The organism is Nocardia arizonensis (genome assembly GCF_001310275.1).
In the GTDB taxonomy this organism is placed as follows: Bacteria; Actinomycetota; Actinomycetes; order Mycobacteriales; family Mycobacteriaceae; genus Nocardia; species Nocardia arizonensis.
The window spans coordinates 1-24,073 of record NZ_LGYZ01000079.1; the positions used below are offsets into that span (position 1 = coordinate 1).

General features: G+C 63.8%; 26 protein-coding genes. 12 read left to right on the top strand and 14 right to left on the bottom strand.

The window, feature by feature from the left end:
* Nucleotides 1–44: 44 nt before the first annotated feature.
* Genes APZ21_RS15280 through APZ21_RS15295 form a run of 4 tightly spaced genes read right to left on the bottom strand, consistent with a single transcriptional unit; the run spans nucleotide 45 to nucleotide 2,332 of the window.
* Nucleotides 45–341: a hypothetical protein gene (locus APZ21_RS15280; protein WP_156371086.1), complete on the bottom strand. Its 297-nt coding sequence runs from the start codon at nucleotides 339–341 to the stop codon at nucleotides 45–47.
* Between the two features lie 12 nt (nucleotides 342–353).
* Nucleotides 354–1,646 (bottom strand): hypothetical protein, encoded by a 1,293-nt coding sequence (locus tag APZ21_RS15285; RefSeq protein ID WP_054813986.1) that lies wholly within the window; start codon nucleotides 1,644–1,646, stop codon nucleotides 354–356.
* A gap of 45 nt (nucleotides 1,647–1,691) precedes the next feature.
* Nucleotides 1,692–1,994, bottom strand: a complete 303-nt coding sequence (locus APZ21_RS15290; RefSeq protein WP_054813987.1) for a WXG100 family type VII secretion target — start codon at nucleotides 1,992–1,994, stop codon at nucleotides 1,692–1,694.
* A complete protein-coding gene (locus APZ21_RS15295; RefSeq protein ID WP_162240340.1) occupies nucleotides 1,994–2,332 on the bottom strand; it encodes a WXG100 family type VII secretion target in 339 nt (112 codons plus the stop codon). The genes APZ21_RS15290 and APZ21_RS15295 overlap by 1 nt, the downstream gene beginning before the upstream one ends.
* A 319-nt stretch (nucleotides 2,333–2,651) precedes the next feature.
* Here APZ21_RS15295 and APZ21_RS32990 point away from each other — a divergent pair, with 319 nt between their 5' ends.
* Nucleotides 2,652–3,128, top strand: a complete 477-nt coding sequence (locus APZ21_RS32990; RefSeq protein WP_162240341.1) for a transposase — start codon at nucleotides 2,652–2,654, stop codon at nucleotides 3,126–3,128.
* Nucleotides 3,129–3,250: 122 nt separating this feature from the next.
* On the opposite strand, the gene APZ21_RS15300 is transcribed toward APZ21_RS32990, so the two are convergent.
* From APZ21_RS15300 to APZ21_RS35585, 6 genes are all read right to left on the bottom strand, one after another.
* Nucleotides 3,251–4,024: a nuclear transport factor 2 family protein gene (locus APZ21_RS15300; RefSeq protein ID WP_239476643.1), complete on the bottom strand. Its 774-nt coding sequence runs from the start codon at nucleotides 4,022–4,024 to the stop codon at nucleotides 3,251–3,253.
* 129 nt (nucleotides 4,025–4,153) lie between these two features.
* Nucleotides 4,154–5,041, bottom strand: a complete 888-nt coding sequence (locus APZ21_RS15305) for a potassium-transporting ATPase subunit C (RefSeq protein ID WP_054813989.1) — start codon at nucleotides 5,039–5,041, stop codon at nucleotides 4,154–4,156.
* A 1-nt stretch (nucleotide 5,042) separates the two neighbouring features.
* Nucleotides 5,043–7,184, bottom strand: a complete 2,142-nt coding sequence (gene kdpB, locus APZ21_RS15310) for a potassium-transporting ATPase subunit KdpB (protein ID WP_054813990.1) — start codon at nucleotides 7,182–7,184, stop codon at nucleotides 5,043–5,045.
* Nucleotide 7,185: 1 nt separating this feature from the next.
* Nucleotides 7,186–8,856 (bottom strand): potassium-transporting ATPase subunit KdpA, encoded by a 1,671-nt coding sequence (gene kdpA, locus APZ21_RS15315; RefSeq protein WP_054813991.1) that lies wholly within the window; start codon nucleotides 8,854–8,856, stop codon nucleotides 7,186–7,188.
* Nucleotides 8,857–8,943: a potassium-transporting ATPase subunit F gene (locus tag APZ21_RS35580; protein WP_156371093.1), complete on the bottom strand. Its 87-nt coding sequence runs from the start codon at nucleotides 8,941–8,943 to the stop codon at nucleotides 8,857–8,859.
* The gene (locus APZ21_RS35585) at nucleotides 8,940–9,038 is read right to left on the bottom strand and encodes a potassium-transporting ATPase (RefSeq protein ID WP_156371087.1); all 99 of its coding nucleotides are present in this window, start codon (nucleotides 9,036–9,038) and stop codon (nucleotides 8,940–8,942) included. Before APZ21_RS35585 ends, APZ21_RS35580 begins: the two co-directional genes overlap by 4 nt.
* Before the next feature lie 319 nt (nucleotides 9,039–9,357).
* On the opposite strand from APZ21_RS35585, the gene APZ21_RS15325 reads away from it, so the two are divergent.
* Both APZ21_RS15325 and APZ21_RS15330 read left to right on the top strand, forming a co-directional pair.
* Complete coding sequence (locus APZ21_RS15325; protein WP_054813993.1) at nucleotides 9,358–10,551, top strand: NAD(P)/FAD-dependent oxidoreductase; 1,194 nt, start codon at nucleotides 9,358–9,360, stop codon at nucleotides 10,549–10,551.
* 10 nt (nucleotides 10,552–10,561) lie between these two features.
* Complete coding sequence (locus APZ21_RS15330) at nucleotides 10,562–11,503, top strand: sigma-70 family RNA polymerase sigma factor (RefSeq protein WP_054813994.1); 942 nt, start codon at nucleotides 10,562–10,564, stop codon at nucleotides 11,501–11,503.
* A gap of 68 nt (nucleotides 11,504–11,571) precedes the next feature.
* Here the strand turns inward: APZ21_RS15330 and APZ21_RS15335 are convergent, their stop codons facing one another.
* Both APZ21_RS15335 and APZ21_RS15340 read right to left on the bottom strand, forming a co-directional pair.
* On the bottom strand, nucleotides 11,572–12,531 hold the full coding sequence (locus tag APZ21_RS15335; protein ID WP_054813995.1) for a PstS family phosphate ABC transporter substrate-binding protein: 960 nt from the start codon (nucleotides 12,529–12,531) through the stop codon (nucleotides 11,572–11,574).
* Between the two features lie 318 nt (nucleotides 12,532–12,849).
* A complete protein-coding gene (locus tag APZ21_RS15340; RefSeq protein ID WP_054813996.1) occupies nucleotides 12,850–13,662 on the bottom strand; it encodes a LuxR C-terminal-related transcriptional regulator in 813 nt (270 codons plus the stop codon).
* 113 nt (nucleotides 13,663–13,775) lie between these two features.
* Here APZ21_RS15340 and acs point away from each other — a divergent pair, with 113 nt between their 5' ends.
* The gene (gene acs / locus APZ21_RS15345; RefSeq protein ID WP_239476644.1) at nucleotides 13,776–15,722 is read left to right on the top strand and encodes an acetate--CoA ligase; all 1,947 of its coding nucleotides are present in this window, start codon (nucleotides 13,776–13,778) and stop codon (nucleotides 15,720–15,722) included.
* A 47-nt stretch (nucleotides 15,723–15,769) separates the two neighbouring features.
* On the opposite strand, the gene APZ21_RS15350 is transcribed toward acs, so the two are convergent.
* Complete coding sequence (locus tag APZ21_RS15350; protein WP_054813997.1) at nucleotides 15,770–16,573, bottom strand: LLM class flavin-dependent oxidoreductase; 804 nt, start codon at nucleotides 16,571–16,573, stop codon at nucleotides 15,770–15,772.
* 321 nt (nucleotides 16,574–16,894) lie between these two features.
* On the opposite strand from APZ21_RS15350, the gene APZ21_RS34045 reads away from it, so the two are divergent.
* From APZ21_RS34045 to APZ21_RS15380, 8 genes are all read left to right on the top strand, one after another.
* Nucleotides 16,895–17,692, top strand: a complete 798-nt coding sequence (locus APZ21_RS34045) for a hypothetical protein (RefSeq protein ID WP_156371088.1) — start codon at nucleotides 16,895–16,897, stop codon at nucleotides 17,690–17,692.
* Entirely contained in the window at nucleotides 17,682–17,993 is a 312-nt protein-coding gene (locus APZ21_RS32995; RefSeq protein ID WP_082393136.1) for a type VII secretion target, read from the top strand. The genes APZ21_RS34045 and APZ21_RS32995 overlap by 11 nt, the downstream gene beginning before the upstream one ends.
* Nucleotides 17,990–18,883: a hypothetical protein gene (locus APZ21_RS15355; RefSeq protein ID WP_156371089.1), complete on the top strand. Its 894-nt coding sequence runs from the start codon at nucleotides 17,990–17,992 to the stop codon at nucleotides 18,881–18,883. The genes APZ21_RS32995 and APZ21_RS15355 overlap by 4 nt, the downstream gene beginning before the upstream one ends.
* A gap of 107 nt (nucleotides 18,884–18,990) precedes the next feature.
* On the top strand, nucleotides 18,991–19,440 hold the full coding sequence (locus APZ21_RS15360) for a hypothetical protein (RefSeq protein ID WP_054813999.1): 450 nt from the start codon (nucleotides 18,991–18,993) through the stop codon (nucleotides 19,438–19,440).
* 158 nt (nucleotides 19,441–19,598) lie between these two features.
* Nucleotides 19,599–19,931 carry an ArsR/SmtB family transcription factor gene (locus APZ21_RS15365; protein ID WP_054814000.1) on the top strand — a complete coding sequence of 111 codons (333 nt, stop codon included), beginning with the start codon at nucleotides 19,599–19,601 and terminating at the stop codon, nucleotides 19,929–19,931.
* A 75-nt stretch (nucleotides 19,932–20,006) separates the two neighbouring features.
* Nucleotides 20,007–20,504 (top strand): SRPBCC family protein, encoded by a 498-nt coding sequence (locus APZ21_RS15370; protein ID WP_054814001.1) that lies wholly within the window; start codon nucleotides 20,007–20,009, stop codon nucleotides 20,502–20,504.
* Between the two features lie 162 nt (nucleotides 20,505–20,666).
* Nucleotides 20,667–21,704 (top strand): multicopper oxidase domain-containing protein, encoded by a 1,038-nt coding sequence (locus APZ21_RS15375; protein ID WP_054814002.1) that lies wholly within the window; start codon nucleotides 20,667–20,669, stop codon nucleotides 21,702–21,704.
* On the top strand, nucleotides 21,704–22,900 hold the full coding sequence (locus APZ21_RS15380) for a ZIP family metal transporter (protein WP_054814003.1): 1,197 nt from the start codon (nucleotides 21,704–21,706) through the stop codon (nucleotides 22,898–22,900). Before APZ21_RS15375 ends, APZ21_RS15380 begins: the two co-directional genes overlap by 1 nt.
* Nucleotides 22,901–23,442: 542 nt before the next feature.
* On the opposite strand, the gene APZ21_RS15385 is transcribed toward APZ21_RS15380, so the two are convergent.
* Complete coding sequence (locus tag APZ21_RS15385) at nucleotides 23,443–23,892, bottom strand: hypothetical protein (protein WP_156371090.1); 450 nt, start codon at nucleotides 23,890–23,892, stop codon at nucleotides 23,443–23,445.
* Between the last annotated feature and the right edge of the window lie 181 nt (nucleotides 23,893–24,073).

Genomic DNA, 24,073 nt, shown 5'->3' on the forward strand with positions numbered 1-24,073 from the left:
TCGTGACCAGGCCGTCGGCCTGGTCACGAACTACGGCTGGAGTACTAGTCACCGGTAAACCATAGGTAGCCCAGTGTGCGCATCGCATCTTCAGCCGCTACCTGTAATGCCTCGATAACTCTGCGCTCGTCCTCACGAGAAGGCGTCATTGCTGCCAGCTCGTCAACAAAAAATTGCAGCTGGTAGCTGTTGAACATCGTATCCGCATAGGCGTGAATTGCGTCCAGCATGGACCCTTTGGGGGCCGCAAGCACCATCCTCGAGAGCGTTGAACCGTCCAAATTCACGAACCCGTTTACCCGAACATGCATCCGGTCTTGAATAGAGACTGAGATTCCCATCTATTTAACCTCCTACGGGATCGGGAACATGTTCACAACAGTGCCCCACTTGTCGGTGATAACTTTATAGCGGGAGGTTGACCTGCCTCCGGACTGTCCAACATCTTGGCCCGCGTCAACTTCTCGTTCATAATTTCCATACTTGTTCGGGCCACGCGCCGTAATGTTCTCTGCACGATCGACAAGGTCATCCAGATCTTGGTCGGGCTTGAAAGTGCTCTTGTCGGGGTCAGTGTCAGCAGTGTGATTACCATCGACGTGCTTTTCCCGAATGTAATTCTCGGCGGCGTCCGTCAGGCCGCCGAGTGGTATCGCGGCCGCTTCAGGAAGGTTCTCGTACCTGTCGGGGTTGCTGCTGTCGTCAATCGACGCAATGAGAATGGACAACCCAGCAATAGTTGCGAGTCCACGTGTCGCCAGCGCCGCCGAGGTGAAGGTGATGCCGTTCAGCGAGGTGAAGAACGTTCCGATGGTGCGGGCCATGGCAACAGCTGCGGTGTCCAGAGTAGTGGCCTCAACTTCAGCGCCGCCCGCCATCTGGGGCTTTTTGATCATCACCACCGCCGCCGCGATCACGACCGAAGCGCCTACCACGGCCATTGCGAACTGAGTGTTGATCTCGGTGCGCATCGCCGCCAACGCGACGTTGTGGGCATCGGTCGCGGCGGCCAAGTCGTGTGCGGCCAATTCGATCTCGCCAGCGCTGGTCGCAAGTGTACGAAGGTGTGCGACCAGGTACGGGATGTCTTGTGGAACGTTGGACCCGTAACCACGTTCCAGCCCGTCGGCGGCCATCTTGAGCCGGGTTCGAGCGCCGAACGCGGGGGTTGACTCGGCGAAGGTTTTCCAGGCAGTCGCGGCGCGAGCCAACTTGACTGTGTCGCCATCGGGGATCTCACCACCGGCAACCTTCGCGGTGACCTTGTCATATAGGTCGGGAATCTCCGACTCGAGTCCCCGACTGTTGGTCCCGGACGCGGCGACGCCGATGACCGAGTTCGCCCCGTATGGCAGTTCTGAGGGCACGGCAGGCAGTGTCGGCGGGTCACCCTTTTTCGGGTCCCGATTGGCCTTGTATTCCCCAACTGCCCAATTGTATCCCGCCGCGGCCAACACGTCGCCGAAATGCTGGAGGGCCCGCGCGAAGTTTGTCGCGACCAGAGTCATCGCGGCGGCACGCTCGTCGTAGGCTTTCGACCACGCTTTGACGGCCTGGTACCCGCCAGCCATTCCACCGGTCTCCAGCAGCGCGGTCTGTAGTGGGTTGTAAACAGTTTGGAATTCTTCCGACAGTGTATAGCACACCTTCGCCGCGCTCTGATACGACTGCGGGGAAACCGAAACCACGAACTAACCACCGCTCATTCTAAGGTTCATTTCCGCTGCCGCCACGTAGGAATCCCGAGCCGTGACGGCGGCGGTGCGCATCTCGGTTATTCCGTCAACAACCTCCGCTGCACCGGTCGCCCATTCTCGGTAGGCATCTTCCTGGGCGGTGGCCGCCAACCCCTGCCAGTTCTGTTGGACAGCGGCGATTCTGTGGTTGAGACCTTCCAGGCTTTCGGTGAGGAAGCCGATGAATCCGTTGACGCGGCTGACCAGATCGTCCAGCTCATCGATATCGACGGTGAAGTCGCGGGAGTTCTCGACCATTACATGTTCAGCTTCGGTAGGTCCAGCGAGTGGAGATTGGTCGCGTTCGAAAGGTCTTGATGAGCAATCGTTTTGCTCGTGACGCCGAGTAGTCCAGCCATGATCGCGAGGGCATCCAATACGATGGTGGCACCGTCCTTGGTTTCGGTCCAACCGGCACCGAATGCCTCTGCCGCAGCACCGGTCCAATTGTCGAGGACACCGGATATCTCGCGGTCGAGCGAGTTCAGGCCGTTGATCAATGAATCGGCGACTTGCTGCACGTAGGTGCCCGCATCGGTCACCTCGTCCGGAACCGTCGTGAAGTCTTGTCCGGGTGTACCCGACAGAGCTGACACAAGCCCCCCTCCCAGAGACAGATTGTCCAAGAGCCTAGTCACAATCTGCGCCCGAACGGGAACGCGAACCTCGAGCTGCAGCTGTACTCGGGTGGTTCGTTGCTGGCAGACCTGTTGCGTGGTGTTGGATCCTGCTCAACCATACCTACCGCAACCTGTCGCCATCAGTTCGTGCTGGTCATCGGGATCTTCTTCGGTAGTTGGGGTTCGGGTCGGGCATGACGTGTCGGCGACGGCTATGCGACCACAAGCAGGTCTTGACCACCGCGATCGCGCAGTTGCCGTCCAGCCGGGCTACCGGGTCGGGAAGAAGGTTCTGGTGCGCACCGATTCCGGTGGCGGCACTCACGACTTCGTCGGCTACTGCACCGCTCGGAGGGTCCAGTATTCGCTGAGTTTCAGCCTCACCGCCACCGCCGTCGAGGCGGTCAACGCCATTCCGAAAGACGTGTGGACTCTCGCCCACGACGCCGACGGCGATGTGCGTGAAGGGGCCTGGGTCGCCGAGCTCACCGGCATGCTCGATCTTACCGCCTGGCTGCAGACTCTCGGCCTGCACGATCATCCAGCCCGCTGTTGGAGACCGAAAACATTTCGGCTGCAGCTATTCTCGATCCCAGCACGTTGCACGCTACGCTCGCCGCGTCCACCTTCGCTTATCCCGCCACAACTGCGGCACCAGCCTGCTACTCACCGCACTGAACCGCCTCAACCCAGGCTGACCAGCCCAAACAGCACCTTCGACCACCGAAAGGGCCATCATTCCGGGCCAGTGGAACTCGAGCCACCCCGCTGACCGGGCAACCCCATATTGCCCACCGATCGATGATCAGCGGCCAAAGCCAATACGAACCCGATCACGCGGGTCGAGGCTCGGGCAGCCGACAGTGCGGTGTGATACCGAATCGAATGGGCGTCCTATATCCGAGTCCGGATCTGTCGTGCGATAGCCGGGATCTTCGACACCGCGAACAGGGTGCGGAATTGCCAGCTGTCGTCGCGGGGCAGTACACCACCGCGCTGCATGGCGTCGAACGAGTCGTAAAGTGTCTCGCCCTCTTCCATGAGCCCCTGCTCGTTGAAGTGGTAGCGGTCGACCGCGGTGCACTGGATGAATCGGCCGTTGCCGTGGAGGGTGGGCGCGTTCTCGTCGTACGGGTGGAAGCGCAGGGGGCCGTCCCAATGTCCGCTTCCCATGTAGCGGATGACAACTCGCACTTTGCGATCGGGTGTCACGTCCAGGTAGACCTGGCCCGGCAGCGGATCGTATCGCCAGTCCGGGATGGCGTCGAAGAAGGCGAAGTTGTACTTGACGAATTCCTCGATTCCGACGATGGTTCGACCGAATGTCGTGACATCGGTGTATCGAATATCTTGGGTGTAGAGCTCGTCGTTGTGGTTCATGTCGCGAACGAGGAAGCTCCACCAGTACTTCTTGGCCCACTCCATCATCCAGCTCAGGTCGACGCCGAGCCGGGCGTAGAACGTCAACTTCTCCTCGAAATCCACGAACCATTGCCGGGTCGTGGCCTGCAGCTCTGCCTCCGGTACGCCGCGAATCGGCACGGCGCGGTTGGCGTCGAGATACTCGGGCACCGGTCGGGACAGGCGCGGGCGGCGCAGAGCCGCCTGGAATTCTTCCTCGTCGAACATCGGGATGACCTTTCGTTCCTCGAAGCCTTTGGCGGGCATACGGATAGGTCGGGGGAGGCATGGGTCATCGAGTCGGCCACGAAGATGAATCGTATGATTCATGTTGGGTCAGGTGATGTCAATACGCTAGGTGGCCGGTCGGCCCCGGCCGCCATGCGAATGGTGATCTCAGCCGTGGATCGGATACTGGCGGTCGAGGTCGAGGTTGAGTTCGACCACGTTGACCCGGGGTTCGCCGAGGAAGCCGAGTGTCCGGCGCCGGGTGTGGGTTTCGACGAGCTCACGCACCTGGTCGGTGGTGATGCCGCGGGCATTGGCGATTCGGGCGACCTGGATGTCCGCGTATTCGGGGGAGATATGCGGGTCGAGACCACTGCCGCTCGCGGTGACCGCGTCCGCGGGTACCGCGGTGTCGGTGGATGCGTTGCCGAATACCGGGACGATGAGCCCGGTCGAGTAGTCCTGCCCCGGCTCGGCGCATGTCACGGCGACGCCGAGGTAGGTGGTCAGGAACGGTGTGGTCGGGCAGGCTTGGTTGATACTGACGACCCGCGTCGGCCGCGAGATTCGGCCATCGGCGTCGCGCGGGCCGATGACCGAGAGCACCGCACCGAGACCGTCGTCGGTGCAGAACGGACGGCGGCCGTCGACCCCCTCACGGTCGCCGATCGCCTTGCTGCGCGAACACACCGTCGAGAGCAGGCTCAGTTTCACCTCCGCCGGGTCGGCCGCCAGGATGTCGACGACGCTCTCGGGGCCGAGATTGCTCGCGGCGGTGGACAGTGGGTCGTATCCATCGCCTGCGGCGGACGGGCGGCTCTGGAAGTACCGTGCCAAGGCATTGCCGTCGGCGTCGGTGAACGACTGGCCGATGAGGCTGCTGCCGACCAGTCTGCCCTCGGAGGTGATCAACGAGCCCTCGGCCTTGTCGTGCAGGCCCGGTACCTGCGCGACCGCGAAGACCGCCAGCGGATAGGCGATTCCGGTTATCGCGGTGAGCACGAGCAGCGCGCGCAGCGCTGCCACATGCTGACGAATCCATGTAGACATGCGCATTTCAGGACATCCCTGGGAGGAGTTGGATGAGGAGGTCGATGATCTTGATGCCGATGAACGGCGCGACGATGCCGCCGAGGCCGTAGACGGTCAGGTTGCGGCTCAACAGTTTCGACGCGTTGGCGGGTGTGTAGCTCACCCCGCGCAGTGCCAACGGAATCAGGGCGACGATGACGAGCGCGTTGAAGATCACCGCCGACAGGATCGCCGACTGGGGACTGGCCAGGCGCATCACGTTGAGCAGGTCGAGGCCGGGGAAGAGCCCGATGAACAGGGCGGGCAGGATCGCGAAGTACTTCGCGATGTCGTTGGCGATGGAGAAGGTGGTGAGCGCGCCGCGGGTGATGAGCAGCTGTTTGCCGATCTCCACGATCTCGATGAGTTTGGTCGGGTCCGAATCCAGGTCGACCATGTTCCCGGCCTCCTTGGCGGCCGAGGTCCCGGTGTTCATCGCCACGCCGACGTCGGCCTGTGCGAGAGCCGGTGCGTCGTTGGTACCGTCACCGGTCATCGCGACGAGCCGTCCGCCGTCCTGTTCCTTCTTGATCAGCGCCAGCTTGTCCTCCGGCGTGGCCTCGGCGAGGAAATCGTCGACACCCGCTTCGTCGGCTATGGCTTTGGCGGTCATGGGATTGTCGCCGGTGATCATGATGGTGCGGATGCCCATGCGCCGCATTTCGTCGAAGCGCTCGCGCATGCCGTGTTTGACGACGTCCTTGAGATGGATGACACCGAGCAGCCGTGCGTGGCCCTGATCCAGCTCGGCCACGACAAGCGGCGTGCCGCCCGAGGCCGAGATGCCATCGATGATGACGCCGAGTTCGGCCGGAACGTCGCCGCCCTGGGAACGAACCCATTCGGTGACCGCGCTGGCCGCACCCTTGCGCAATCGGTGGCCGTCCGACAGGTCGACGCCCGACATGCGGGTCTGGGCGGTGAACTCCACCCAGGTCGCTCCGATCAGTTCGCCGGGTGTTCGTTCGCGCTTGTTGTATGCCTGTTTGGCGTAGACCACGATCGAGCGGCCCTCGGGGGTTTCGTCGGCGAGACTTGACAGCTGTGCCGCGTCGGCCACCTCGTCATCGGGAATGCCCGGCAACGGAACGAATTCGGCGGCTTGTCGGTTGCCGAGGGTGATGGTGCCGGTCTTGTCGAGCAACAGCGTGTTCACATCGCCCGCGGCTTCCACCGCACGGCCCGACATGGCCAGCACGTTGCGCTGGACCAGCCGGTCCATGCCCGCGATGCCGATGGCCGAGAGCAGTGCGCCGATGGTGGTCGGTATCAGGCAGACCAGCAGCGAGACCATGACGATTCCGGTGACACCGTGTGCGTCGAGCGCAGGTGTATCGGGTACGCCGGGATTGTTCGTCTTGGAGTAGATCGCCAGCGGCTGCAATGTGACCACGGCGAAGACGAAGATGATCGTCAGCGAGGCGAGCAGGATGTTGAGTGCGATCTCGTTGGGTGTCTTCTGTCTGCTCGCGCCTTCGACCAGGGCGATCATCTTGTCCAGGAAACTCTGGCCGGGTTCCTGGGTGATCCGCACGACGATGCGATCCGAGAGCACCGTGGTGCCGCCGGTCACCGCGGAGCGGTCGCCGCCGGATTCCCTGATGACCGGCGCGGATTCGCCGGTGATGGCCGACTCGTCGACCGAGGCGATGCCCTCCACGACGTCACCGTCGCCGGGGATCATCTGTCCTGCCTCCACGACCACGTGATCACCGCGCCGTAGTTCCGGTGCGGCCAGCCGTTCTTCCACCACCCGGCCGCCGGGTTTCCAGTCGGCGAGTCGGCGGGCGATCGTGTCGGTCCTGGCTTTGCGCAGCGCCTCGGCTTGTGCCTTGCCCCGGCCCTCGGCTACCGCTTCGGCCAGGTTCGCGAAGATCGCCGTCAGCCACAGCCACACCACGATCGCCCAGGCGAAGAAGGTGGGATCCGCGATCGCGAGCACCGTCGACCAGACGGCGCCGATCTCGACGATGAACATCACCGGATTGCGCCACATGGTGCGCGGATCGAGTTTGGCGACCGCGTCGGGTAGCGAGGTGAGCAGCATCCTCGGATCGAGCGCGCCCCTTCGGACGCCCTTGCCCGGACGTCCGGTGTGATTGTCTACCTTTGTCACAGCACTGGTCATTTCAGTGGATTCCTTCGGCGAGCGGCCCGAGTGCGAGAGCGGGCAAGAAGGTGAGCGCGACCAGGATCACCGTCACGCCGACGACCATGCCGACGAACTGCGGCCGGTGCGTGGGCAGTGTGCCGATCGAGGCGGGGGTGGTGCCCTGTTGGGCCAGTGATCCGGCGAGGGCGAGCACGAAGACGATCGGCAGGAAACGGCCGAACACCATCGCCAAGCCGAGGGCGGTGTTGTACCACTCGGTGTTGCCGCTCAGCCCGGCGAAGGCCGAACCGTTGTTGTTGGCCGCGGAGGTGAAGGCGTACAGCACTTCGGACAGTCCGTGCGGACCCGAGTTGAGCATGCCCGCACGCTGCCCCGGCATCGCCATCGCCGTCGCCGTGCCGACCAAGACGATCAGCGGGCTGATCAGGAAGTACGTCGCGGCGAGTTTGATCTCTTTCGGGGTGATCTTCTTGCCCAGATATTCCGGGGTGCGTCCGACCATGAGACCTGCGACGAATACGGTGATGACCGCGAGGATGAGCATGCCGTAGAGCCCGGAGCCGGTGCCGCCCGGAGCCACCTCACCCAGTTGCATATTGAACAGGTTCATCATGCCGCCGAGGCTGGTGTAGGAGTCGTGGAACGAGTCGACCGCACCGGTCGAGGTCAGGGTGGTCGCGCCGGAGAACGTCGCGGAGTCGGCAACGCCGAAGCGGGTTTCCACACCTTCCATGGACGCGCCGATCGCGGTCGGCACGGTGCCGTGGTGCGCCAGTTGGAAGACGTTGCTCAGCGAAACGCTGACGATCGCGATGGAGCCCATGACCGCGGCGATCGCGTAGCCCTGCTTCTTGCTGCCGACCATGCGTCCGAAGGTGCGCGGCAGCGAGAAACTGATCACCAGCAGCAGGAAGATCTCGATCCAGTTCGTCCATGCGGTCGGATTCTCGAACGGGTGGGAGGAGTTGGCGTTGTAGAAGCCGCCGCCGTTGGTGCCGAGTTCCTTGATGGCCTCCTGGCCTGCCACCGGGCCGCCGGTGATGGTCTGCTCCGCGCCGTTGATCGTCGAGGCCACCTGGTCGTGCAGATGGAAGTTCTGGACTACGCCACCGGCGACGAGCACGATCGCGAAGATGAATGCGATCGGCAGCAGGATACGGGTGCTACCCCGCACCAGGTCCACCCAGAAGTTGCCGAGATCGCCGGTGCGTTGCCTCGCGAATCCGCGGACGAGGGCGACGGCTACGGCCATGCCGACCGCGGCGGAGACGAAGTTCTGCACCGCGAGACCGGCCATTTGAACCAGGTGCCCCTGGGTCGATTCACCGGAGTAGTTCTGCCAGTTCGTATTCGTGACGAAGCTGATCGCGGTGTTCCACGCGAGTGCCGGGGTCATCTCGGTCCCCGGATCGTCGAGGTGCAGCGGCAGTCTGCCTTGAACCAACTGGAAGAAGAACAGGAACAATACGCTCACCGCCGAGAACGCGAGCACGCTGCGCGCGTAGACGCTCCAGTTCTGCTCGACGTCCGGTGATACGCCGATGGCCTTGTAGATGGCCCGCTCCGCGCGGGAGTGTTTGTCGTTGCTGTAGACCCGGAACATATAGTCGCCCAGCGGTATATGGACCAAGGCGAGAACGATGATCAGGGAGGCCACGAAGACGATTCCCGCCGTTGTCGTGTTCATTCAGAACCTCTCGGGAAACAAGAGTGCCGCGACCATGAAGACCGCGACACCGATGGCCAGCGCTAAGCCGACGACGTTCGCGATCACAGTTTTTCCACCCCTCGCTGGATCAGGCCGAGCAGCGCGAAGACGGCCACGGTAAGCACCGTGAACACCACGACAGACATTCCTACAACCTCCATTGGCGCCCCCTATGGGACGCGACTTAGTGAGTCAAGCGGTCGTCCGGGCGTGGACAGGAGCCCCTTTATGAGTTCCTAGCGCCTCATCGATGGGAAATTGACAGTTCACTTACGGCAAAGGCTCTGTTCGGTGAAAGGATGCCCGCCGGCTCGGCCGGAGAGTCGTCGACACACCGCGAATATCGAGCCGCGGCGGGGTCTGCGGTGTCGCGATGGACGCACGTCAAGCACCTATGAGTGCTCCACGTCACACATCGGGGCTGTCAGGAATTCGGAGGCTGTCTCGTTCAGGGAGTACGCGAACAGATAGGAGCGAACAATGCCGCACCGCATCGTCGTCCTCGGTGCCGGATACGCCGGAGCCTTCTCCGCCGGATACCTGGCCCGCCAACTCCACCCTGACGACTTCGAGATCACCGTCGTCGACGTCGAACCCGATTTCGTCGAGCGGCTGCGCCTGCACCAGCTCGCCGCCGGGCAGGACCTGCGCCACCGGCCGCTGGCGGAATTGTTCGCGCACACCGGTATTCGGCTCCGAGTGGCGCGGGTGACGAAGGTCGACGGCGAGCACCGGACGGTCACCGTCGCCGATGGCGAGGGGAACGTCGACCGGCTCGCCTATGACACCCTCCTCTACACGCTCGGTAGCACCGCCGCCGACCACGGCGTTCCGGGCGTCGCCGAGTACGCCTTCAACGTGGCGGCGAAGCCGGCCGCGCTGCGCCTGCGCGCCCGCCTGGACGAACTGGGCGGGGACGGGAAAGTGCTGGTGGTCGGCGGCAACCTGACCGCGATCGAGGCCGTCACCGAGATCGCCGAATCCCGGCCGGGACTTCGGGTCGGCCTCGTCACCAGCGGCGAACTCGGCGGCTGGCTCGGCCCGAAGGCCCACCGTCACCTGCTGCGCGCCTTCGACCGGTTCGACATCACCGTCCACGAGCACACCACTATCGAACACGTCGGGCAGGCGGCGGTGGTCGCCGCCGACGGCACCGCCTTCGCCTCCGACGCGACCGTGTGGGCCGCCGGATTCGCCGTCCACCCGATTGCCGCCGACAGCGGCCTCGAGGTGGTGGCCGACGGCCGGATCGCCGTCGACAGGCAGATGCGGTCGGTCTCGCACCCCGATGTCTACGTCGCAGGCGACAGCGCCTTCGTCATCGGCGAAAACGGTCGGCCGCTGCCGATGTCATGCGCTTCCGCCGGAGTCACCAGCATGCAGGCGACGGCCGCGATCATCGGCGACCGGACCGGACGCGAGATATCGAGGACCGCGCTGTCGTATGTCGGCAATCACATAAGCCTCGGCCGGAAAGACGCGATCTTCCAGTTCGTCGACGGTGCCGCACGATCGAGGTCGTGGGCACTGTGCGGCCGGACGGCCGCCCGCGCGAAGTCCGCGATCCTCGACACCGCCGCCTGGAGCCTGACCCACCCGACCTTCGGAAGGCCGGGACACCGGTATCGCTTGTCCACCACCCGACAGCACTCGCCCGCCGTGGTCGTCGCATAGGGTCGCACTCGTGGACACGGCCACCGTGGCGCGTTTCGAGGCCAGCCGCAATCGGCTGGCCTCGCTCGCCTATCGCCTGCTCGGCTCGGCCGCCGACGCCGAGGACACCGTGCAGGACGCGTTCCTGCGGTGGCAGGCCGCCGACCGGGAGTACGTCGAGGTGCCCGAGGCATGGCTGACCAAGGTCGTCACCAACCTGGCGCTCGACCGGCTCCGCTCGGCGAAACTGCGGCGCGAACGCGCGGTCGGCGCCTGGATGCCCGAGCCACTGCTCGACGGCGACCCGATGCTCGGCCCGGCCGACACCGTGGAGCAGCGCGAATCGGTGACCCTGGCGGTGCTGACGCTGATGGAGCGCCTGGCGCCGATCGAACGCGCCGTTTACGTGTTGCGCGAGGCGTTCGCCTACAGTCACGCCGAGATTGGCGAGATCCTCGCCATCACCGAGTCCGCGAGCCAGCAACACGCCCACCGGGCCCGACGTCGAATCGCCGCCGATCGCAACATAACCGACATCGACCGTGCCTCCGCGCGTCGAATCGTCGAAGCGTTCGTCGATGCCGCCTCCTCGGGCCGGACCGAACGTCTCGTCGCGCTACTGACCGACGATGCCACCGGCATCTCCGACGGCGCCGGGCTTGGGCGACCCGGGAAGCTGATCCGGTACACGACCCCGGAGCGACTCGCCGCCGCGCTGCGGGCAGGCTTCAAACCGTCGGCGGCCAAGCGGAGACTCGCCGGTGGCTCGCCCTCGATTCACGCCGCCGTGGTCAACGGCTGCCCGGCGATGCTCGCCGCCCTTGACGGCCAGGTCGTCGGCGTCGCGATCCTGGAGATGCGCGGCAGCGAGATCGCGGCCGTGCGCGGCATCGCCGCGTCGCACCGACTCGGTCGCCTCACCGAGCGGTGGCAGCGGCAGGAGCATGCGGCTGCGCTGATCGAATCGTGGTGATCGGCCGACGAACTATTCGCCGAGTCTGCGGTCATCCGTTCCAGGTCGAGGGATGGTCGCGTATGTGGTCACTTTCCGGCGATCTCGATGATGTCGGCGAGTTCGGCACGGGCTCGGGAGATCTGGGGACTGGTCATCGGGATGAATCCGGCCGTGTCGACGATCTTGGTGTTGTTGGTGATGTAGAACTCGGCGAACTTCTCGACCTGCGGCTTCCGCAACGCGGTGTCGGTGAGGTAGATGAACAGCGGACGTGCCAGGGGTTTGTAGCTGCCGTCCTGGGCGGTCGGCACCGACGGCGTGATACAGCCTTTGCCGTCGTCGATCGCGACCGCGCGCAATTTGTCGGTATTGGACTCGTAGTAGGAGTAGCCGAAGTAGCCGAGCGCGCCCTTGGCGGCGGCGACGCCTGCGACGGTGACGTTGTCGTCCTCACTGGCCCGGTAGTCGGTGCGAGTGGCGCCTTCGGTGCCGGTGATGGCCCGGGTGAAGTAGTCGAAGGTGCCCGAGTTGGTGTCCGGGCCGAACAGGCTCAATGGTTCGTCCGGGAATGCGGGGTCGATCTCGTTCCAATTCGCGACCGTCGAGCCCGGCTCCCAGATCTTCCGCAACTGCTCCACGGTGAGACATTTCGCCCAGGTGTTGTCGGCGTCGACCACGACGGTGAGTGCGTCGTTGGCCACCTGCAATACGTTGAACACCACCCCGTGCTCGCCGCAGGTCCGGTATTCGGCGTCGCTCATCGGCCGCGAGGCGTCGGCGATATCGATTTCCTTTGCGCAGAACTTCTTGAATCCGCCTCCGGTGCCCGAAACGGTGACGTCGACCCGCACTCCGGGATGTTCGGCGGTGAAGAGTCTGCCCGCGGCCACCGACAGTGGTTCGACCGTGCTCGATCCGTCGATCACCACGGTCCCCGACAGCGGGATGTCCGGTTGCGAATCTTCGCTTCCGCAGGCGGTCAGCGGGAGCGTGACGAGCAAGCCGAGCGCCAGTACACGCAGGCGTCCGGTCCGGCGAGCGGTCATGGGTTGCTGACCGTGTACTCGACGACGTGGGGCGTGCGCATTATGGTCATCGTCAGCCCTCCGTGGTTCGGGAGTCATCCTGTTCGGCACTCACCCTATACCTGCGGCACGCACATAAATAGCCAGGTGATGCCAGCTTTCCCAAGGCGTCGACCCGAATTGGCGGACGGTTGGGCGGCGAGTTCCGGCGCGGGCATGACGGCTCATCGAGCGTGAAGCTGAAATGTAGCTAGAGTCCTAGTGGCGTGCGAGACGTGCGACTTCAGCCGCCAACGGCGAGGAGTTCGTGTGCCCGGACAGGGGCGCCACCGAGATGTGTCAACCGATGAGGCCGAGTTCACGTGCTCGGCTGACGGCCTCATGGCGGCTGTGTGTGCCGAGCCGGTTCATGGCCGCTCGTAGATAGCTCTTGACAGTCGCGGGAGCGAGACCGAGTCGTTCGGCGATGGCGGCGTTGCGAAGGCCGACGGCGGCCAAGGCCAGGACGTCGAGTTGACGTGGAGTGAGTACCGTCGTCGTCCGCGGTGCGAAGGACAGGTCGAGGATTCGTCGAATTCCCGAACGCAGTTGGTCGTCCGGGGAGGTCGACACGACCTGTCGTATGTCGGCGTAGAAACGCCGGAGGTTCGCCAGTTCGATGGATTCGGCATCGGCGGAGCAGTCGGATCCGTGCCGCTCGCCGGTGTGGAATGCCAATTCGGTCGAGATCCGCAGGCCCTCGCGATACAGCGCGGACAGCAATCTGTCCGGCAGTGGCCGTCGCTCGCGTGTGCCCGCGTAGATCAGTCCGGTCAGGTTGCCGTCGATGATGACCGGCGCCGCGGCCAGAGCCCCGATGCCTTCGGCGAGTATCTGCTTGTCGTAGTCGTGGGTGATCGTTCGCGCCGTGCCGTAGTCGTCGACGAACTGCGGGCTCCGGCGTAGCCATGCCTGGCCTCCCAGCCCGCGGCCGGCACGGATCATCAGCGTGCGCAGCTGTGGTGAGGTGCCGCCCTCGACCGCGGTGATCGGTATCTGATCACCTGTTCTGATTCCTCCGAACGCCAGGGGTACGTCGGTGCAGGCTCGCAGTCTGACGACGGCTCGTCGCACCAGTGCCTGGGCGGTTGGTGAATCGATGTCGAGGTTCAATGTGGATTACCGCCTTTCGGGGCTAGCGCGATCGAATGTCCGGGTCGAACATGTGTCTTGGATCATCCCGGTCAGGCCAGTGTTGCCTGGCATGCAATCGTTGTCATCCCCGAATGAGAGAGATCTCGATGAATCGCCTGCACCCGAACGAGCCCGTGTCGTATCCGCCGAGCCCGGAGTTCGTCGCCGCCGCGAACGCGGGCCCCGAATTGCGAGCGGCCGCGGACGCCGACAGGGACGCGTTCTGGCACACCCAGGCCGAGCGTCTGGACTGGATGACGCCCTGGTCGCAGGTGCTGGATTGGTCGGACGCACCGGTCGCCAAGTGGTTCGTCGGCGGCACGCTGAACGTGGCATACAACTGTGTCGATCGGCACGTCGAGGCAGGCAACGGCGATCGGGTGGCGATCCATTTCGAGGGTGAGCCCGGCGATTGCCGGTCGCTGACCTACAACGATCTGCTCGCCGAGGTCTCTCGGGCGGCGAACACCTTCTCGGAGCTGGGATTGGTGCCCGGTGATCGGGTCGCGATCTACATGCCGATGATCCCCGAGGCCATCGTGACGATGCTCGCGTGCGCCCGTCTCGGGCTGACTCATTCGGTGGTCTTCGCCGGGTTCTCCGCCACCGCACTGCGCTCACGAGTCGGTGACGCCGAGGCCAAGCTTGTCGTCACGGCCGATGGGCAGTGGCGTCGCGGGCAGGCCGTGCCGCTGAAACCGGCCGTCGACGAAGCGATCGACGGCGCCGAATCCGTACAGCACGTACTCGTGGTCAAACGGACCGGCGTCGAGGTCGACCTCACCGCGGGCCGGGACCTGTGGTGGCACGAGAGCGTCGAGAAGGCGTCCGCGCGGCACACGCCGCAGGGCTTCGATGCCGAGCACCCGCTGTTCATCCTCTACACCTCCGGCACCACCGGTAAGCCGAAGGGCATCGTCCATACCTCCGGCGGCTACCTCACCCAGGTCTCCTACACACACCACAACGTCTTCGATCACAAACCCGGCGCCGACGTGTATTGGTGCACCGCCGACATCGGCTGGGTCACCGGCCATTCCTACATCGTCTACGGGCCGCTGAGCAACGGGGTGACCCAGGTCGTCTACGAGGGCACTCCGAATTCCCCGAACGAGCACCGCCACTTCGAGATCATCGAGAAATACGGCGTCTCCATCTATTACACCGCCCCCACGCTGGTGCGCACGTTCATGAAGTGGGGCCGCGAGATTCCCGACGCCCACGATCTGTCCTCGATTCGCCTGCTGGGTTCGGTCGGTGAGCCGATCAACCCCGAGGCATGGCGCTGGTACCGCGACGTCATCGGCGGGGGCAGCGCGCCGATCGTGGACACGTGGTGGCAGACCGAGACCGGTGCGGTGATGATCTCCCCGCTGCCGGGCGTCACCGCGACCAAACCCGGTTCGGCGATGGCGCCGCTGCCGGGTATCTCGGTGAAGGTCGTCGACGACCGCGCCGAGGTCCTCGGCGCAGGCGAAAGCGGCTACCTGGTGCTCGACCAGCCGTGGCCCTCGATGCTGCGCGGCATCTGGGGGGATATGGATCGCTACCGGGAAACCTACTGGTCGCGCTACGCCGACAAAGGTTGGTACTTCGCCGGCGACGGCGCGAAATACGACGAGGACGGCGCGCTGTGGGTCCTCGGCCGCGTCGACGACGTCATGAACGTGTCCGGGCACCGCATCTCCACCTCGGAGGTCGAATCCGCGTTGGTCGCCCATCACGCGGTCGCCGAAGCCGCCGTGGTCGGCGCCGCTGACGAGACCACCGGCCAGGCGATCGTCGCCTTCGTCATCCTGCGCGAAAGCGCCGAGAACACCGGTGACACCCTTGTCGCGGAATTGCAGGCCCAGGTCGCCACCGAGATATCGCCGATTGCCAAGCCTCGTCGGATCACCGTCGTCGCCGAACTGCCGAAGACTCGATCCGGCAAGATCATGCGGCGACTTCTGCGCGACATCGCCGAAGGCCGCGCCCTCGGAGACACCTCCACCCTCGTCGACCCGACGGTCTTCGACACTCTTCGCGGCGGACGGTAGACGGCATTCGGCTCGCGCGGACGGCATCGCCTCGGCTCGTCGCTCGACTACCGTCCGGCGAGCTCGGCGACGATCGGAGCGAACCTGTCGGCGAAGTCGGCGCCGAAGACGAAGTAGGAGAAACCGATCTCTTCCCGTCGCCGCTGGATTTCCTCGGCGGCGGCGGCCGGGTCATCGGGAAGGATGGTCAGCGCGTCGGCGGCGCGAAGCGCGGCGGGGTCGGTGTCGGGGGATGCCATGTGCGGTGCGACGGTGTCGCCGATGACCGGTACGGCGAGCGCGAGTTCGAGGTCGCCGGTGGTGCGGAAGTCGCGTGCCAGCCGTTCGACTTCGCCCCGAGGCTGATTCCCCAGCGCGAAGGTGACCGTGTCCGCCATCTCGGCCGCCAGTGCCCGGGCCTTCGGACCGAGTACGGCCATCGCCACGGGCGTGTGATGGTCGGGGCCGTCGAGATCGCGTAGCGCCGTGACGGTCTCACGTATCCGGGCCAGCCGCTCGTTCGGCGGTGGGGCGGGCAGTCCCTTGTCGCGGAGTTCGTCCTCGATTCCGGGCCTGCCGGTGCCGATGCCCATCTCGAAGCGACCGTCGGTCAACAGCGACAGCGAGTGCGCTTCCCACGCCGTCAACCAGGCTGGGCGTAGCGGACACGCGTACACCCAGGTGCCCACGCGCAGCTCGGTGATGGCCGCGACGGTGGCCAGCATGGGGCCGGGCGCCGGTTGCATCTGCGGGAAGTCGGGCACCAGCAGCGTCGAGTAGCCGCTGTCGGCGATGCGGCGCACGCGATCTCGCCACGTCGCCAGGTCGGTTCTGAGCGGGGCAACGACCCCGAATCGAAACGGTCTCGTCACGTCTTGCCTCCTGTCCTTCGGTCTGTCCGTAGGTACCGACGACGGATCAACCCGAAAGTCATCGGTGCGAGTCGAGCCGGGTTGGACGACGATGGTTCGGGGTCTCGCCCGAACGGTTGTGGAGTATCAATTATCCTGGCGGCCAGACGATTTCAAGGACGAGCAAGATCGTCGTCACCTTGACAAACCGGGAGACGCCCGAGAGGCTTACAGGAGGTTGTCGCCGCCAGTGCGGCCAACAGCAGGATAGGGGGATTCGATGTCGATCAGACCGCACAGGGATATGGTTCCGGGCAATGGCTCAGGCGGCTATGAGGTGGTGTGATGGTAGCCGGGGGATACTTCAATCACTACGACGACCCTGATGAGTACTGGGACGAAGAGCCGCTTGTACCGAAGAGGTCCAACGCCGCCCAGCCTGTTTCGGCGCCACTTCCTTTCGATCCGAGACCATTACCGGCCGTCACCAAGTCGACGCCCCAAGGTGAGATCCCGTTCGTGACGGCTGACTCTTTCGCAACTCCGCCACGGATCGGTTCATCCTTCGCCTCAATGGAACTCGACCGCGGATGCCTTCCAATCAGCATTGTGATTCGTTCGCAGTGGAGCCGCTATGTTGCTCCTCATGAGGCTGGCGACGAGCTCATGTCGGCCTACCGAGCCGCTCTGGAGAAGCGGGTAGACCAATTGTACGCGTCTGATCGTCGACCGACTCCGCAAGAGATTTCGGAGGCAGCGATCCCGGATCACCGGACAATTCTGATGGTATTGCTCGAGACTCGGACCTGGGAGGAGTACTGCATCGCATCCAGCAGCATGATCAACAGCGGTCACTTCCAAGCATTGGGTCAAGTCATATCTTACGGACAACATGCCGTCAGGTTGACCGCTGATGTATCCCGATTGCTGTCGATCGAGGTGCGAAATGATTGGGCAGCGACCGCGCAGCCGGATCAGATCGTAGATGAAATCCTGTGGTGCGCCGGTCAGATCCGTTCCATGCGACCAAAGCGCATCGTACGGGGAGACTATTCACATTGTTCAGACGATGATCTGGAATATCGGTTGGACCACCATCGTCTGCGGCTCCTGGAAGAACGGATAGGCGATGGCAGATAAGCTAACACTCAACCTGCAAGCCATGAGATTGGCTGCCACCAGCTGGGGTGAAGCTGCCAGCAATCTCAAAGCGGGAGTTGAAACAACTAAAAAACTTGAAATCACTGCGTCAGAAGCAGGGACATTCGCGGAGGCTCTGTCAAAGTATCAGCCAGCCCCGGCTTACTTCCGAGACAGATTGAATGAAGGTGTTGCTGTTTTCGAGGATATTGGCAAGGTCCTCAAATTCGCAGCCGATACGTATGAAGCGGAGGACCTCGCAAATAAAGGAAAGCTGGCAAAGCTTGAGGGTGAGATATGACAGTCGCGGATGACCGGCAAAGCCTGCTCGAAAAGTCCTCTTTTCTTCGTGCGAAGGTAATCGAAGTGGGAGATCTACCGGCCAAGGTGGACTCAGCCTGCGGGCACCTCGTCAAACTTGTCCGAGCAAACGGTTACGCTGGTGCTGTCACCAACCCCGTAGGGGTATTGACCGGGTCGGTCGAAGATGTCGTCGACGATATTTGGGCTGAACGTGATAAGGCAAATAGCGCCATTCGTGAGACCTGGGGGAAGCTCAAGAATATCGAACCAGATCTAGATGTACCCGTCAAGTTCATCGACGTCGCGAACGATTGGCGCAATCTAAGGAATAATCTGATCGCCGCTGGAGGCGACTTCGTTGACACCAAACTCTCTGAGTGGTCGGGCGATGCGGCTACCAGATACGAAGAAATGCGCACAATCAGGCAACAGCCAGCATTGGAGAACCTACCGCTAGAATTCGACAAGATCGCGACTAGCCTGGAAACTATTGCTGCCGCAGAGTTGACTCTGTACGGCGAGATCGCCACGAAAGTGCAGGAGTTGATCTCGAAGGTCGAGGACGGCTTCTTCAGCAGTGTCAAGAGTATGCTATCCATATCGTTATCGGGCGCACTTTCAGTTGCCCAGGAGTTGGTTAAGGTGGTTGAGGCTGCAAGGACTTTCATCATCGGACTCGTGAAAAGTATGGGGGATGCGGCCAAGACTAATATGATCGAAGGTAACAAGATATCGGAGATTGTGGGGATTCAGAAGGGTCTGCCCGATAATAGGTGGCCCAGCGGCGTCAAGTCATCCTACGGGACCGGAATCGGCGGAATCCGTGAAGCAATAGGCGACGCGTCGATGAAAGACGGGGACAAGTCGGATTGGACAGTGCCTCAGTGAGAATCTGCTTGCTAACGGTGGCCGCCCCTGCTGTGCTGGCCCTGGTGGTCGGATGTTCTTCGTCGCAGCCCGCTGCGGCGCCGGTGTCGTCTCAGGTTCGACCGACGATGACGCAGGGAGAGCTGTGCGATGCCCTGAAGAATTTCCTCACATCCGAGTTGCACGCTGTCGAAGTGCGGTCCATCCCGAATGTCTCGACGGACACCACCCTTACGGTCGGCGGTGTGTGCGAGCTCGCCCAGGGGCAGAACCCGATCGCGAGCTACCAGGTGCGAAACGCACCAAACGATGCGGACCCGACGCAGGGTCGGCGTGGATACGTGAAGACGCCCGCACTGGGCGAGTCGATGTGGGTGTACGACCTGCGAACAGATATGGGGAGCGCCTCGGATACGGTACGGTTCGCTACCCGCATCAATGAGTGGAACGCGATTCTCGAGATCCGTGATGCCGAAACCCGGACGGCTGTGGGCGTCCTCAACTTGACAGACGATGACAAACGCAAATCTGCCCAATTCCTGACCGAGCTGACCACGAAATTGGCGGTCGAACGATAACTGGTCCGGTGAGCGCCGAGTGGCGGGCACGGGAACCGTCGCGACACCGGTGACTCGGGGTTGGACGCGCCGGCTTCCATGCAGGTGATCGGGACAGCCCGTGATCATGGTCTCTGCCTCGCTTGCCCTATGTATACCCATATGGTTATGTATTGGTCATGGCACGAGCGGCGACCACCACGGATGCGTTCAACGCGATAGCCGAACCGCGTCGGCGAGACATCATCGAGGCGCTGGCGTGCGGCCCGCGCAACGTCGGGCAACTTGTCGATGTGCTGGGGCAGAGCCAACCGCTGGTCAGCAAACATCTTCGAGTTTTGCGCGAGGTCGGGATCGTGAGGGTGACCGATCGGGGGCGGCAACGGTTCTACGAACTCGACGCGAACGCGCTTCGCCCTGTCCACGCCTGGACCTCGCGGTTCGAGCGGCTGTGGAACGAGCGCTTCGATCGAATGGACGAGGTGCTGGCTCGACTCGACGACGAGGGCTGATCCGTGGTCGAGTCCTTCCGCCTCCGCCGATCCCATTGATACGACCGGATTCCGAACGCCGAAGGGACAGAGAATATGACGACGAACACCCGCAAGGCGACGGTCACGTTGCCCACCGACGAGCAGATCCTGATCACTCGCGTCTTCGACGCGTCACCGTCGAAGGTATTCCGGGTCTGGAGCACGCCGGAGTTGGTGCGGCAGTGGTGGTCTGGTGGCCAAGGCGCCGTCACCTCGGTCGAGATGGACTTCCGGGTCGGCGGCCGGTGGCGGTACGTGATGGTCGGACCGGACGGGTCCGATCTCGCCTTCCACGGCAGCTTCCGCGAGATAGTCGAGGGTTCCAGGATCGTCTACAACGAGCAGATGGAAGTCCCCGGCGGATCGACCGAGGACGAGACCGGCGCTCCGGTGAACACGGTCACCTTCGAACCCCACGCGTCCGGGACTCTGCTGTCACTGCTGGTGCGCACCGGGAGCAAGGAACTGCGAGACATGATCATCGACTCCGGCATGGAGATCGGCATGCAGGGACAGATGGATCGGATCGAGGAGATCGCCGCCGCGGTGTGACAGACGGCTGACGCCGGGCTGTTGGTGGTGTCGGAGACGTGAGCGTTCTCGGCATCGCCGATACAAATTTTTCGGGTTATTGAACTTTCTGATTCGATGGTCCAAAATTGCTCCGTGACGGGCTCGGATGGTCGGCGGTTGGCGTCGGGTGAGGATGGTCGGATGTTGTCGTCTTCACGTCGCGGTTTCTTGGTGGGTGGTGCCGCGGTCGGTTCGGCGGGGCTCGCGATCGCGGGCTCGAACCGGCTCGGATTGCCGAGTGCGCGAGCGCAATCCGGCGGTGAGCATCGCGCCGGTCACGGTGGTGGTGTCGAGGGGCCGACCTTCCGTATGGGATCGGTGGTCGACCACGCGGCCAACGGATTCCATCCGACGCGGGTATTGCGGGATTTCGACTACGGCACGGTGACCAGGCTGCCCGACGGTCGCGTCCTGCGCGAGTGGGAGATCGTGAGCAGCGATCAGGAGGTCGAAGTCGCTCCGGGGGTGCGGTTTCCGGCCTGGACGTTCAATCGCCGCATTCCGGGTCCGACGTTGCGGTGCACGGAGGGTGATCTGCTTCGAGTGCATTTCGTCAACGGTTCACAACACCCGCACACCATGCATTTCCACGGCATTCACCCCGCCGACATGGACGGTGTGCCAGGGATCGGGCGCGGGGTGATCGAACCGGGAGGCTCGTTCACCTACGAGTTCGACGCCACCCCGTTCGGATTACACCTGTACCACTGTCACGTCGGGCCGTTGGCCGAGCACATCGCCCGCGGACTGTACGGAACGTTCATCGTCGATCCGCCGCGGCCGCGGCCACCGGCCGACGAGATGGTGATGGTGATGCACGGCTACAACACCACCTTCGACGGCGAGGGCAACCAGCTGTACGCGGTCAACGGCATACCGTTCCACCACATGCACGAGCCGATCCAGGTCGCCCGCGACCGCTTGGTGCGGATCTATCTGGTCAACGTCCTGGAATACGATCCGATCAACAGCTTCCACCTGCACGGCAACTTCTTCGACTACTATCCGACCGGAACCCGGCTCGAGCCTTCGGAATTCACCGACACGGTGGTGCAGGCGCAAGGGCAGCGGGGGATCTGCGAGATGAAGTTCCCGCATTCGGGCCGATACATGTTCCACGCCCACAAGTCGGAGTTCGCCGAACTCGGCTGGATGGGCTTCTTCGAGGTCGGTGCGTGATGGCCGAACCAGCAGCGGCGCAATCGAATCTGCAACGACCCGCGTGGGTGCGTTTGACGGGTGTGGCCCTGGTGATCGCGGCGGCGTTGTCGGCGTTGTTCGTGTTCGGCGCCCGGTCCCTGCCGCAGCGGCAGGGACCGCCGATCGAAGAAGTCGCCGTGGAACACACGGTACTCACGCCCGGTGAGATCGAACTGAAGGTCCGCAACACCGGTCCCGACCCGGTCACCGTCGCGCAGGTCTTCGTCAACGACGTCTACGTCGACGTCCGCGGCGGTGCGGAACCGATCGGCCGGAAAGATTCGACGACACTGGAATTGACCTATCCATGGGTGGAAGGTCAGCCCTACAAGGTGTCGATGCTCACCTCGACCGGTGTGGTGATCGAACACGACATCGCGGCCGCGGTCGCCACGCCGCGTCCGGGAGCCGGGTTCTTCGGCCTCATGGCGCTGCTGGGCACCTATGTCGGGGTCATCCCGGTCCTGCTGGGCATGCTTTTGCTGCCGGTGATCCGGCGCAGCGGCGCGCAGTCGGTTCGGGTACTGCTCGCGCTGACCGTGGGCATGCTGGTGTTCCTGGTGGTGGACGGGTCGGTGGAAGGTCTGGAGCTGGCGGACGCCTCGGCGGGTGCGTTCGGTGGCGTCGAACTGGTGGTACTCGGCGCCGCGGCGGCGTTTCTCACGCTGACCGCGGTCGACCGGTATCTCTCCGCGCGCCGGGCGAGGGCCGCGGGGTCGGCGCAGACGGGGCTTCGGCTGTCCGGCATGGTCGCCGCGGGAATCGGTTTGCACAACCTGGGGGAGGGGCTGGCGATCGGTTCGGCCTACGCCGTCGGTGAACTGGCGCTCGGTGCGTTCCTGGTGCTCGGTTTCGCGCTGCACAACACCACCGAGGGCTTCGCGATCGTCGCGCCGCTGGTGCGGGCACGGACATCGGTGTCGATGCTGGCCGCGCTCGGGCTCCTCGCCGGGGCGCCCGCGATCCTGGGCGCGGTGATCGGTGCGAGCGTGAACAACGCCGAACTCTCGGCGATGCTGCTCGGGGTCGGTGTGGGCGCGATCGCGCAGGTACTCACCCAGATAGTGCCGTCGCTGCGAGCACCGGAGTCCGGCCGTTTCGATGTGTCGGCGCTGACCGGGGTGATCGCCGGATTGGCGGTCATGTACGTGACCGGTCTTCTCGTCGCCGTATGAGCGGTCCGGACGACATCACCACTCGTGTGGCACGAAAATGAGGCGTAGTGATCTCCAGAGGCAAGCCCTTCCCGCGCCAGCGAGGTCTGCGAGCTGTATGTCGAGGACTTCGACCTGCGCCTGGACGACGAACAGTGCGGCTCCTCACCCACCTCGGTGAATCTTGGGATGTCTGCTTGGCGTGGTCGCGGTCGCCTGCGATGCGATCATAGGCTGCGTAGTAGGTGTCACCTCGCCAGTAAGCGGCTGCGTCTCGGATACGGGTGACGGCGTTTTCGATCAAGGCGACGCATTCGCTGGCACGGCGCTTCATCTCGCCTCCGGCCTGGGCCAGACGCCATAGTTCCCATGATCGTGAATCGATTCTCCGACATCTGGCCGGCCGACGAGGGGGCTGATGGCGTTCTATCCCTCGCCGAAGTCGGCCAGGCTCGCGTCGCCGTGTGCTCACTCTCGCCGACAGGTGCTGACCTTATCCACTGGCCACCCGATGAACTCCGCGACTTCCTCGTCCGTTGTTCCCGAGGATCCGATCCAGTCTGCTAGAGCGGTCCCCCCAGACTCTCCGGTATGTCCTCGATTACCGGCAGGTCTGCGCTCTCGGGTCCGATATGGTCGATGTGTATCCACGTCACCTCGGGATCGAGACGCTCGCTAGTCTCGCTGTACCCGTTGAGACCCTCGGCCCCGTAGGCGATCCTGTCGCCGGTGGCCCAGTCCGTGATCTCCCATCTTTCCCGGTCGATCTGTCCGCCGCTCACGATGCGTCGCCCCTGCGCCTGCAACGCTCGGATCTCAGCCTCTCGTAGGTCAGCTTCACCGGCTTGGTCCGACAGTAGCGCGCGGACATAGGTCTGGACGACATCTGTGCTGTTCCGGCCGCCGCGACCTGCGGAACTGCTTACCTCCCGCGCAGCGCGCGCGTAGCTGGCACCGGTCTCCGCCATCCGCTGTCGAACAGCGCGGCTCCTGGCTCTATTGGACTTGCTCATCACGACTCTTCCCCTGGACTCCCACGCCGCCCAACGGGGTTGGAAGGCAATCGAATCGCGCTGCGTCGGAGACGGCTTGTCCTCAGTAGCCGGCCACTGCGTGGGAAATCGCCAGCTCGGAGTCAGGTGGGCGCGGCCCGCCTGACGCAACTATATCGCCAGGTATCGCGTGCTCCTTTTC